Origin of the sequence: Caballeronia sp. M1242, assembly GCF_017220215.1 — a bacterium.
Lineage (GTDB): Bacteria > Pseudomonadota > Gammaproteobacteria > Burkholderiales > Burkholderiaceae > Caballeronia.
In genome coordinates this window covers 175009-187356 of the sequence record NZ_CP071130.1, presented here as the reverse complement: position 1 = coordinate 187356, position 12348 = coordinate 175009, and the positions used below count along the sequence as shown (strand labels likewise).

Here is a 12348-nt window from a genome sequence, read left to right as displayed (position 1 = left end):
GGTCGTCCTCATGTCTATGTAAGGCGCGTCAGTGATAATCGCTGGCGTCGAGCGAACCGAGCCGTTGCCACGCGATGAACCTTATCCCGTCCGTTTTGCGCACTCGTCCGCGAGCCATGATCGGCCTGCTGGTTGGTTTCGTCATCGCGGCTTTGGTTCCGGCGCACGTGCGGCCGGCTGCCCGCGCGCTGATCGGCTGGGACTCGGCTGTCTGGCTCTATCTCGCGCTGATCTGGCTACAGATGGGCACCGCGCGCCAGAGCAACGTGCAGGCGCTCGCCGAACGCGAAGACGAGAACGCCGCCGCCGTGCTCGTGATCGTGAGCCTCGCGGCCATCGCGAGCCTCGTGGCGATCGTCGTCGAACTCGCTGCAGCGAAGAGCCTCGGCTTTCGCGCGTTTCCCAACTATCTGCTGACCGGCGCGACGATGCTCGGCGCCTGGTTCCTCATTCCCACGATGTTCACGCTGCACTACGCCCGGCATTACTATCGTTCGCCGCGAGGCGATGCGGCACTGAGGTTTCCCGACCGGCACCTGAAACCCGATTATTGGGATTTTCTCTACTTCTCGTTCACCATCGCGGTCGCTTCGCAGACTTCCGACGTCGTGCTCTGCTCGACTAGCGCGCGACGCACCGCGCTCGCGCAATCCGTCCTCTCGTTCTTCTTCAATCTCGCGGTGCTCGGGTTGTCCGTGAACATTGCCGCGAGCCTCGTCGGCGGCTGACGCCGAGCTTCGTCTCCGCTCCTTCTTCGACGCGGCGCGCAACGCGCCTGTCACACGTCGTCCCTAAGCTCTTCTACGAGCGCCCGACGAAACGCGTCATGTAAAAACGCGGCGCGCGCGGCTGTCAGTTTTACATGCGCGACCGCTTCGCGCGTTTCGGGTTTTCGCGTGCGCGCGAGCAGACCCTCGTCGAGCATCAGTCCGAAATGATCGTGGTCAACCGCACATACCGCAGAGCGCAGTGGCACGTAGATTGCTGCACTGCGCCAGCACTAAGAATAAACCCCAATCAGCACCAGGATCGCGCGGCCCGGCCTTTTCCTCGTCACTCGAATACCCACGTCGATGCACGTGAACGAGGCGCATGGTCATCGTCCGCGTCTGCCCGCACAGGAGCCCATTTTGCCTTTGAACGTACTGCTGGTCGCCTCCGAGGCCGTTCCGCTCGCCAAGACGGGCGGCCTCGGCGATATGGTCAGCGCCTACGCCGCCGCCCTGCGCGCAGCGGGCGTCGATGCCACCATCCTTCTTCCCGCCTACCCGAAAGCGCTCGCGCAGGCCGAAGGCGTGAGCAAGCTCTGCACCTTGCGCGGCCTGCCGGGCGGCGACGCCGCGCTCTTGCGCGCCCGCATGCCGGACACCGGCGTCCCGGTTCTTTTGCTGCGCTGCGATGCACTCTACGCGCGCACCGGGCTCTATCAGGATGCGCAGGGCCGCGACTATCCGGACAACGCCGTGCGTTTCGCGACGCTTTCGGCCGCCGCCGTGCGCATCGCGCAAGGCGTGCGCGGCGTGAAGAAGCCTGACCTCGTTCATGCGCACGACTGGCATACCGGCCTCACGCCGCTTCTGATGAAAGACGCGGGCGTGCAGGCGAAAAGCGTCTACACGATCCACAACCTCGCGTTTCAGGGCAACTACGCGCTGTCGCTGGGCGCATCGCTCGGCGTGCCGGCGAAATGGCTGGTTCACGCGCTCAGCAATCCGGAAAGCATCGAATTCTATGGCGCGCTGAGTCTCATGAAAGCGGGCATCGTCCATAGCGACCGGGTGACGACCGTCAGTGAAACGTATGCGCGCGAGATCCTGACGCCGCGCTTCGGGCACCTGATGGAAGGCGTGCTGCAAAGCTGCGCGGACAAGCTCTCGGGCGTGGTGAACGGCATCGACGAAGACGTGTGGAATCCGGCTACGGACCCGCTGATCGAGCGCGCCTATTCCTTCGACGACATGCGCGGCAAGCACGCGTGCAAGCGCCGTCTTCAGCGCATGTTCGGGCTGCCGGCCGATCCGTTCGCGCCGCTCATGGCGATCGGCAGCCGCATGACCGGCCAGAAGCTCGCGGATGTCGTGATCGACGCCTTGCCGCGCCTGCTAGAAAAGCATCCGCGTCTGCAACTGGCCGTGATCGGCCAGGGCGAGGCGTACATCGAGCGCGGTTTCCGGCAGCTCGCGCAGCAATGGCCGGATCGCGTCGGCGTCCATATCGGCTATGACGAGCGCCGCGCGCACGCGCTGCACGCGGGCGCCGACATTCTTCTGCACGGCAGCCGCTTCGAGCCGTGCGGCCTCACGCAGATGTACGCCATGCGCTACGGCACGCTGCCCGTGGCCTCGCGCGTGGGCGGGCTTGCCGATACCATCGTCGATGCCGGGCACCACGCCGAACTGGCCTCGCGCGAGACCCTCTATGTCCGCGACGGCACGCATGACGCGCCCATCGCGATGCATGACGCGCACGACACGGCGCCCGCGCCCACGGGCTTTCTCTTCGACGGCGAAACGCCCGACGACGTGATCGCCGCCGCGAGCCGCGCCATCGACGCCTACATGCGCCCGCCGGTCTGGCGCGCGATGCAGCGCAACGCGATGTCCAGCGATTTCGGCTGGGGCGAAACCGTCGCGAAGATGGTCGCGCTTTACAGCGATCTCACCGGCCTGCGCCCGAGCCGCACCGCCCTCCGTCCGCGCCGCGCCGCCGAAAGCGACGCGCACGCGCTCGGCCACCGCACGCACGAGAGCGGCAAGCCGCTCGTCGCGAAGACCGCCTGAGCACCGCGTGAGCCCATGCCGCGCGCGTCCGCCCGCCTGAGCGCACAGCAGCGATGCAGCCAATGCGTCGCTGTTGCGCCGGGCGCGGCACGTAACGTGCTCCCAAGCCCGTGCAATGCCCGCAGGACATCCCTTTTGGGACCGTGGCGCCCACCGGCGAGCGCGACCAGGCGGCAGCTGCGCTCGATGCATGGTGCACACGAGACGCGACCGGGACTTGCGCCGCTCGACGGCGCGGCGGTGTCCCACGGTTCGCGACGCGCGATGCGCGCCATGCGGCGTAACGTGCGGACCGGCTCTTCAGCCAGTTTGACCCGTGAGCGTGATCGCGATTGGTTGCCCGCATCCCCGCCACCGCAGGACGACTCTGGAAAAGACGAACGATGGAAAACCATCAAGCTCATCATGCGTACGCACCCCGTATTTATTTCATCGATCCCTTGCTCGTCGGCCCGCTGTCCAACTGGCCTGCCCAGTTCGAACACGCGGCGGCGCTCGGTTTCGACCATGTCCTGATCGGCTCTCCGTTCGTGCCCGGCAGCAACGGGCATCGCGAGGCCGTCGCCGATCATCATCGCCTGCACCCTGTCTTCGAATGCGACACGAGCGCCGCGGACGGCCTGCGCCAGCTCGCCGACGCCGCGAAAACGCATGGCCTGACGGTGCTGGTGGACATCGTGATCAACCGCGTGAGCGCGGAAGGCGGTCTGTATCAGGACAACAAGCACTGGTTTCAGCCGTTCGAGAGCGCGGATGCGCGGCTCGATCCGCGCCGTCCGCCGCAACAGCGCGACGTGGCCTACGCCAATTTCGCCGATGGCGAAGCCGCGCATCAACTGACGCAGTGGTGGGCGCGCGAGTTGAGCGTGATCGCGGATGCGGGCATCGGCGGCTTTCGCTTCGACTCGCCGCACGCGGTGCCGGCGCATGTGTGGCGGCGGCTCGGGGCCGCGGTGCGGGAAAAGCATCCGCAGACGCGCTGGCTCGCGTGGACCGTCGGCGTATCGCGCGATGACTTGCGCGCGCTCGCCGATGCCGAGTTCGATGCCGTCTTCGCCTCGACGCGCTGGTGGGACTTCAAGGGCGCGTGGCTGGTGGACGAGCACGCGGCGCTCTCGCGCATCGCGCCGCCGATCTCGTTCCCCGAGGAGCCGTTCGGCACGCGCCTGATCGCGGACCTGAGCGATACGAGCGATACCGCGCTCGTCGAACGCGCGTATTGCCGCGCGCTTTACACGGCCACCGCGCTCGGCACGGGCATCCTCGTGCCGATGGGCTTCGAATTCGGCGTCGGCTTGCCGATGTCGCAGCAGTACGGCGTCGCAGCCGAGTATCAGCGCGCGAAGAGCGAGGCGCGCATCGACCTGTGCGAGCAGATCAAGCGCGCGAACGGATTGCAGCGCGATACCGCGACGCTTTCCGATGTCGGCGAACTGCGCTCGCTGACAGGCGCGGGCACGCCGTACGCCGCGCTGATTCGCGCCGCCGGCGGCGACTTGCGCGACAGCGATTCGGCGGTGCTCGTGCTCGTCAATCCCGATCTCGTCGCGCCGGTGCAGGTGGACACGCGGCATCTGCTGGAAGGCGTGCCTGGCAACTACACGCGCTTCGCGCCGCTCGGCGACGCGAACGCCCCGGCGGAGCGCCTCTCGGCGTTGTCGCTGAAAGCCGGCGAACTGCGCCTCTTCCGCGCGGAAGCCGAGCCGTTCATTCTGCTCGCGCAGCCGCAAGTGAAGCGCGGCGCGAAGACCGCCGACAAGAAGTCCGTGAACGAAGCGATCGCCGCGCCGCGCGTATCCATCGAGAGCGTCACGCCTTCGGTGGATCACGGGCGCTTTCCGGCCAAGCGCATCGTCGGCGAGGCGGTCGAGATTCAGGCTGCGATCTTCGCGGAAGGCCACGACAAGATCGCGGCGGCGGTGCAATGGCGCGCCGCCGACGAAACCGAGTGGCACGAAACGCCGATGTCGCTCGTGCTTCCGCTCGGCAACGACTTGTGGACGGCGCGCATTCCGCTCGAACGCGTGGGACGTCACGAATTCGTGGTGATGGCGTGGCGCGACGACTTCGCGTCGCTCGTCGATCACATGCAGAAGAAGCTGAAGGCCGGGCAAACGGTCGAGCTCGAACTCGAAGAAGCCAAGCACCTGTTCGCGCTGATCCTCGCGGAAGTGAAGACCGTCGAGGGCTCCGAGAGCGCGCCGCTCGAAGCCATCGTCAAGGAGTTCACGAAGGCCGAGTCCGAGCGCAAGCTCGAACTCGTGCTGTCGGCCGCGACGGCGAAGGCGGTCGCGGCGGCGCGCCACCGGCCGTTCCTGTCGCGCGATCCGGTCGTGTATCGCATCGACTCCGAACGCGCGGCTGCGCGCTTCGCAAGCTGGTACGAGATCTTCCCGCGCTCGATGAGCGACGACGAGAACCGTCACGGCACGTTCATCGACGTGATCGGCAAGATGCCGCGCATTCGCGAGATGGGCTTCGACGTGCTGTATTTCCCGCCGATCCATCCTATCGGCACGGCGAACCGCAAGGGCAAGAACAATTCGCTGACGGCCGAGCCGGGCGACGTGGGCAGCCCGTATGCGATCGGCGCGAAGGAAGGCGGCCACGATGCGGTGCATCCGGAACTCGGCAACTTCGATGACTTCAAGCGCATGCTCGAAGCCGCGCACGAGCACGGCCTAGAAATCGCGCTCGACTTCGCGGTGCAGTGCTCGCCGGATCATCCGTGGCTGAAGGAGCATCCGACATGGTTCGCGTGGCGACCCGACGGCACGTTGCGTTATGCCGAGAACCCGCCGAAGAAGTATCAGGACATCGTGAATCCGGACTTCTACGCGCAGGACGCGAAGCCCGATTTGTGGATCGCCTTGCGCGACGTGTTCCTGCACTGGATCGCGGCGGGCGTGCGTATCTTCCGCGTCGATAACCCGCATACTAAGCCGTTCCCGTTCTGGGAATGGGTGATCGGCGACGTGCGCGCGCGTCATCCAGATGTGATCTTCCTTGCCGAAGCGTTCACGCGGCCGCGCGTGATGAACCGGCTCGCGAAGCTGGGCTTCTCGCAGTCGTACACGTACTTCACGTGGCGCGAGACCAAGCGCGATTTCCTCGAATACATGCACGACCTGACGCAGACGGACGCGAAGGATTACTTCCGGCCCAACTTCTTCGTCAACACGCCGGACATCAACCCGCGCTTCCTGCAAAGCTCGGGGCGTCCCGGCTTCGTGATTCGCGCCGCGCTCGCCGCGACGCTTTCCGGGCTGTGGGGCGTGTACAGCGGCTTTGAATTGTGCGAGTCCGCCGCGCTGCCGAATAGCGAGGAGTATCTCGATTCCGAGAAGTATCAGTTGAAGGCGTGGGACTGGAACCGGCCCGGCAACATCGTCGGCGAAGTGACTGCGCTCAATCGCATTCGACGCGCGAATCCCGCGTTGCAGACGCATCTCGGCGTGAACTTCCTGCCGGCGCATAACGATCACATCCTGTTCTTCGAGAAGGCCAACGCATCGCGCGATAACGTCGTGCTCGTCGCGATTAATCTCGATCCGTTCAACGAGCAAGGCGCGGATATCGAACTGCCGTGGCAGACGCTGGAACGCTGGGGCGTGAAGGAATGGGACGCCATCGCGGTCGAGGATCAGATGACGGGCGAACGTTTCGAGTGGCGCGGCCGGCGTCAGCATGTGCGGCTCAACCCGCATTCGCTGCCCTTCGCGATCTGGCGCATCTCGCCGACGTGGGGTCTGCCGAAGCCTTCGCCCGACGGAGAACGTTAATTGCGACAGGGTACGAACGAGCAGCCAACGTCAGCGACGACAGCGAACCGATAACAGGGCAGAGATTCGCCTACAAGAGCACTGGAGCAAACCGTGGATACAAGGGTGAAGCGCAGCAAGAAGTCGTCGACTCTCAGCGACGATCCGCTGTGGTACAAGGACGCGATCATCTATCAGGTGCACATCAAGTCGTTCTTCGATGCGAACAACGACGGCATCGGCGACTTCCCGGGCTTGCTCGCGAAGCTGGATTACATCGCGGAGCTCGGCGTCGACGCCATCTGGCTGCTGCCGTTCTATCCCTCGCCGCGCCGTGACGACGGTTACGACATCGCCGACTATCGCAACGTGCATCCGGATTACGGCACCATCGCCGATGTCAAACGCTTCATTCAGGAAGCGCACGCGCGCGGCATTCGCGTCATCACGGAACTGGTCATCAATCACACGTCGGACCAGCATCCGTGGTTTCAGCGCGCGCGCCGCGCGAAGCCGGGATCGAATCACCGCAACTACTACGTGTGGTCCGATACCGACAAGAAGTACGAAGAGACGCGCATCATCTTCATCGACACCGAGCCTTCGAACTGGACGCATGATCCCGTCGCGGGTCAGTACTACTGGCACCGCTTCTATTCACACCAGCCGGATTTGAACTTCGACAATCCGGCCGTGATGAAGGAAGTGCTGCAAATCATGCGCTTCTGGCTCGACATGGGCATCGACGGTCTGCGGCTGGATGCGGTGCCATATCTCGTCGAACGCGAAGGCACCAACAACGAGAATCTGCCCGAAACGCACGCCATCCTGAAGCAGATTCGCGCGACCATCGACGCCGAGTATCCGAACCGCATGCTGCTCGCCGAAGCGAACCAGTGGCCGGAAGACGTGAAGGAGTATTTCGGCGACGAAGACGAATGCCACATGGCGTTCCACTTCCCGCTGATGCCGCGCATCTACATGTCGATTGCAAGCGAAGACCGCTTCCCGATCACCGACATCATGCGGCAGACGCCGGACCTCGCCGAAACGAATCAGTGGGCGATCTTCCTGCGCAACCACGACGAACTCACGCTCGAAATGGTCACGGACTCCGAGCGCGATTACTTGTGGAACACGTACGCGAGCGACCGCCGGGCGCGCCTGAACCTCGGCATTCGCCGGCGTCTCGCGCCGCTGATGGAGCGCGACCGCCGCCGTATCGAGCTCATCAATTCGCTGCTCTTTTCGATGCCGGGCACGCCCGTCATCTATTACGGCGACGAGCTCGGCATGGGCGACAACATTCACCTGGGCGACCGCGACGGCGTGCGCACGCCGATGCAATGGTCGTCGGATCGCAACGGCGGCTTTTCGCGCGCCGATCCCGAACAACTCGTGCTGCCGCCGGTGATGGGCTCGCTCTACGGCTACGACGCGATCAACGTCGAAGCGCAAAGCCGCGACCCGCATTCGCTTTTGAACTGGACGCGCAAGATGCTCGCGGTGCGCCGCTCGAAGCATGCGTTCGGACGCGGCACCATTCGCTTCCTGAAGCCGAGCAACCGCAAGATTCTCGCGTATCTGCGTGAACTGAAGGGCGAGCCGCCTATTCTCTGCGTCGCGAATCTTTCGCGCGCGCCGCAAGCGGTGGAGCTCGATTTGTCGGAATTCGCGGGCTCCGTGCCGCTCGAAATGACGGCGGATCAGCCCTTCCCCGCCATCGGTCAGCTCACCTATCTGCTGACCTTCCCGCCTTACGGCTTCTTGTGGTTCCAGCTTTGCCCCGGCAACATGCGCCCCGCATGGTCGCAGGCACCGTCGGAGCAGTTACCGGAGTTCGTCACCATGGTGATTCGCGCAGGGCAAACGGGACCGACGCCCGAGAACGTGCGTCTGCTCGAATCGGAAGTGCTGCCGAGCTATCTCAGCAAGCGCCGCTGGTTTGCATCGAAAGATCAGCAGCTGCATGCGGTGCGCCTCGCCGCGCTCACGACGATAGAAGGCGCGGGCTTCGCGTTCACCGAAATCGAAGCCGACGTCGGCGATCACACCGAACGCTATGTGTTGCCGCTTTCCATTGCATGGGGCACGGAAACGACGTCGCCGCTCTACATGCAGCTTGCGCTCGCGCGGGTGCGGCGCGGCCGCACGATCGGGCACATCACGGACGCGTTCGCGGTGCCGCAATTCACCTACGGCATCTTGCAGAAGCTCGCGCAGCGCGCCGTGGTGCCGACCGTGCAGAAGAGCGAGATCCGCTTCTTGCCGACCGAACGCTTCGCTACGCTCGACATGAATCCCGCGTCGCCGCCCGAAATCCGCTGGCTCGCGGCGGAACAGAGCAACAGCTCGCTCGTGATCGGCGACAAGATCGTGCTGAAACTCGTGCGGCGCGTGGTCGGCGGCATTCATCCCGAAGCGGAGATGAGCCGCTATCTGACGAAGCTCGGCTATGCGAACACCGGCCCGCTGTATGGCGAAGTGGTACGCGTCGATCCGCAAGGCGTGCCGCATACGCTCGTGATTCTGCAAGGCTTCGTCGACAATCAAGGCGATGCGTGGAACTACGCGCTCGACTATCTGCGCCGCGTGGTCGACGAGCTTGCCGTCACGGTCGATACCGAAGAGAGCAAGCCGGATCACAGCGCTCAATTGAACGGCTTCGAAGGCTACGGCAACATCATCGGGATCATCGGCAAGCGGCTGGGTGAATTGCACGTCGCGCTCGCCACGCCGACCGACGACGAAGCGTTCTCGCCGCGTCGCGCGACGGCCGAAGACGTGCAAGGCTGGATCGACGGCACGCTGCAACTGCTCACCAGCGCGCTCGATATCCTCGCGCAGAAGATCGGCGGCTTCAACGAGCACGACCGCTTCCTCGCGCAAAGCCTGCTGGACCGCCGCGAGAAGCTCATTGAAGCGGTAAAGCAGCTGGTGACGTCCGACGCCGATGCGTTGTGCATTCGCATCCACGGCGACTTCCACCTCGGTCAGGTGTTGATGGCGCAGGGCGACGCCTATCTCATCGACTTCGAAGGCGAGCCCGCGCGCACGCTCGAAGAGCGTCGCAAGAAGACGAGCCCGCTGCGCGACGTGGCCGGTCTCTTGCGTTCGCTGTCGTATGCGAGCGCCGCCGCGCAGCCGACCACCGAAGCCGCGCCCGCGCAAACGGCCGACCGCAAGCGCGCGCTGTTCGAACGCATGCGCGCCGTCGCGGAAGAGAGCTTCATGCGGCAATACCGCGAAGCAATTGCGTCGTCGCCCGAACCGATTGCGGGCGAGAGCGTGTTGCCTGCGCTGCTCGATCTCTTCCTGATCGAGAAGGCCGCTTACGAAATCCGCTATGAAGCGGCGAACCGGCCGACGTGGATCGGTCTTCCGCTGCGGGGCCTCGCGTCGCTCGCGAGCCGCCTGCTCGGCGACACGGGCGAGCCGCCCGCGCCCGGCACGCGGCCCGTGTTCGATGTAACCAAGGACAATCCGGATGGAACTCACCATGAATAACCGTAGCGATCCGGGCGCGGATACGAGGAATCCGGCCCACGGCCTGAATCCGCTCGACATCGATGCGCTCGTCGAGGCGCGGCATCCCGATCCGTTCTCGATGCTCGGCCTGCATCAGACCGAGCACGGCTATGTCGTGCGCGTGTTTCTGCCGAACGCGGCCGGCGTGAGCGTGCTCGATGCGGGCAGCGGCGAGCCGCTCGGGACGCTCACGCGCATTCACGATGCGGGTCTTTTCGCGGGATTTATCGAGCGGCCCACGGCTTACCGGCTTCTGATCGACTGGCACGGCACGCCGCAGGAGACACACGATCCCTATTCGTTCGGCCCCGTGCTATCCGATGAATGGCTGCATCGCCTGTCGCAAGCCGATCCGTACGCGGTGCTCGAATGTCTCGGCTCGCGGCCGATCACGCATGGCGGCGTGGCGGGCGTGCGCTTCGCGGTGTGGGCGCCGAATGCGCGGCGCGTGTCGGTGGTCGGCGACTTCAATACGTGGGACGGACGCCGCCATCCGATGCGTCTGCGTCATAACGCGGGCGTGTGGGAGTTGTTCATTCCGGGCATCGGCGCGGGCACGCGCTACAAGTACGAGATCGTCGCGCGCGAGGGCTACACGCTGCCGCTGAAGGCCGATCCGTGCGCGATGCAAAGCGAGAAGCCGCCTTCGACGGCATCGGTGGTGGCGGATGCGGATGCCATCGACCATTACGCATGGACCGACGCCGAATGGATGAACTCGCGCGCCGGCAAGCAGACGCCACAGGCGCCGATCGCGATTTACGAAGCGCATGCGGAATCGTGGCTGCGCGTGCCGGAAGAAGGCAATCGCGGCATGAACTGGCACGAACTCGCCGAGCGCCTCATTCCGTACGCGAAAGGCATGGGCTTCACGCATATCGAGTTCATGCCGGTCGCGGAGCATCCGTTCGGCGGATCGTGGGGCTATCAGCCGCTCGGCCAGTTCGCACCGTCCGCGCGCTTTGGCACGCCGGAGCAGTTCGCGGAGTTCGTGAACCGTGCGCATGAGGCGGGGCTCGGCGTGATTATCGACTGGGTGCCGGCGCATTTTCCGAACGACGCGCATGGTCTCATTCAGTTCGACGGCACGCCGCTTTACGAGCATGCCGATCCGCGCGAGGGGTATCACCAGGACTGGAACACGATGATCTACAACCTCGGCCGCAACGAGGTGAGCGCGTTCCTGATCGCATCGGGGCTCGCGTGGCTGAAGCGTTATCACGTCGATGGACTGCGTGTCGATGCGGTTGCATCGATGCTGTATCGCGACTATTCGCGCAAAGCGGGCGAGTGGGTGCCGAACATCTATGGCGGCCGCGAGAATCTCGAATCGATTGCGTTTCTGAAGCGGCTGAATCAGGAAGTGCGGCACATTCCGGGCGCGATCACGATTGCGGAAGAATCGACGGCGTGGCCGGGCGTGACGGCGAGCGTCGATAGCGGCGGACTCGGTTTCGACTTCAAGTGGAACATGGGCTGGATGCACGACACGCTGCACTACATGCAGGAAGATCCGGTGTACCGGCAGTATCACCATCACCTGTTCACGTTCGGCATGGTGTACGCGTATTCCGAGCGCTTCGTGCTGCCGCTATCGCACGATGAAGTGGTGCATGGCAAGGGATCGCTCATCGGCAAGATGCCGGGCGACCGTTGGCAGAAGTTCGCGAATCTGCGCGCGTATTTGAGCTTTATGTGGACGCATCCGGGCAAGAAGCTGCTCTTCATGGGCGGAGAGTTCGGCCAGGTCGCGGAGTTCAATCACGACCAGTCGCCGCACTGGCATTTGCTCGATGACGCGATGCACGGCGGCCTGCAAAAGCTCGTGCGCGATCTGAACATGCTCTATGCGCATGAGCCTGCGCTGCATAAGCTCGATAGCGATCCGCGCGGCTTCGAGTGGATTGTCGGCGATGACAATGGCAATAGCGTCTTTGCGTTTCGGCGCACGGATGCCGAGGGGCGCGAACTCGTGGTCATATGCAACATGACGCCGGTGCCGCGGCATGGGTATCGCGTAGGGTTGCCGCGCGGCGGGCGCTGGAGTGAGATCCTTAATTCGGATGCGGCCATTTATGGCGGGTCCAATACGGGGAATGGGGGCGTTATTCATGCCGATGACCATCCTAGTCATGGGAAGCCGCAGTCTGCTGCACTGACTTTGCCTCCTTTGGCTGCTATCGTTTTGCGGGCTGATTAGAACTTTTGCTTTTGCCTGCTGCGCTTTTTCGGGGAACTTGTTTTCGCGTCGGTCTATTGGCGTTGCCCCTCCCCGGGGC

At 64.4% G+C, this 12348-nt stretch carries 5 protein-coding genes; all 5 read left to right on the top strand.

Features of this window, described 5'->3' with window-relative positions:
* The first annotated feature begins 74 nt into the window (after positions 1-74).
* The 5 genes from JYK05_RS14415 (at position 75) to glgB (ending at position 12269) form a co-directional block, all read left to right on the top strand.
* Complete coding sequence (locus JYK05_RS14415) at positions 75-728, top strand: DUF1345 domain-containing protein (protein ID WP_206469169.1); 654 nt, start codon at positions 75-77, stop codon at positions 726-728.
* A 402-nt stretch (positions 729-1130) separates the two neighbouring features.
* On the top strand, positions 1131-2780 hold the full coding sequence (glgA, locus tag JYK05_RS14410; protein WP_206469167.1) for a glycogen synthase GlgA: 1650 nt from the start codon (positions 1131-1133) through the stop codon (positions 2778-2780).
* 383 nt (positions 2781-3163) lie between these two features.
* Complete coding sequence (locus JYK05_RS14405) at positions 3164-6562, top strand: maltotransferase domain-containing protein (protein WP_206469165.1); 3399 nt, start codon at positions 3164-3166, stop codon at positions 6560-6562.
* Between the two features lie 105 nt (positions 6563-6667).
* A complete protein-coding gene (gene treS, locus JYK05_RS14400; RefSeq protein WP_175942348.1) occupies positions 6668-10048 on the top strand; it encodes a maltose alpha-D-glucosyltransferase in 3381 nt (1126 codons plus the stop codon).
* Positions 10041-12269 (top strand): 1,4-alpha-glucan branching protein GlgB, encoded by a 2229-nt coding sequence (gene glgB / locus JYK05_RS14395; RefSeq protein WP_175940940.1) that lies wholly within the window; start codon positions 10041-10043, stop codon positions 12267-12269. Before treS ends, glgB begins: the two co-directional genes overlap by 8 nt.
* The last annotated feature ends 79 nt before the right edge of the window (positions 12270-12348 follow it).

Bases quoted from the DNA above. Each gene is read 5' to 3' on its own strand.
- JYK05_RS14415 (WP_206469169.1), top strand. From the start codon at position 75: ATGAACCTTATCCCGTCCGTTTTGCGCACTCGTCCGCGAGCCATGATC.
- JYK05_RS14405 (WP_206469165.1), top strand. From the start codon at position 3,164: ATGGAAAACCATCAAGCTCATCATGCGTACGCACCCCGTATTTATTTC.
- glgB (WP_175940940.1), top strand. From the start codon at position 10,041: ATGAATAACCGTAGCGATCCGGGCGCGGATACGAGGAATCCGGCCCAC.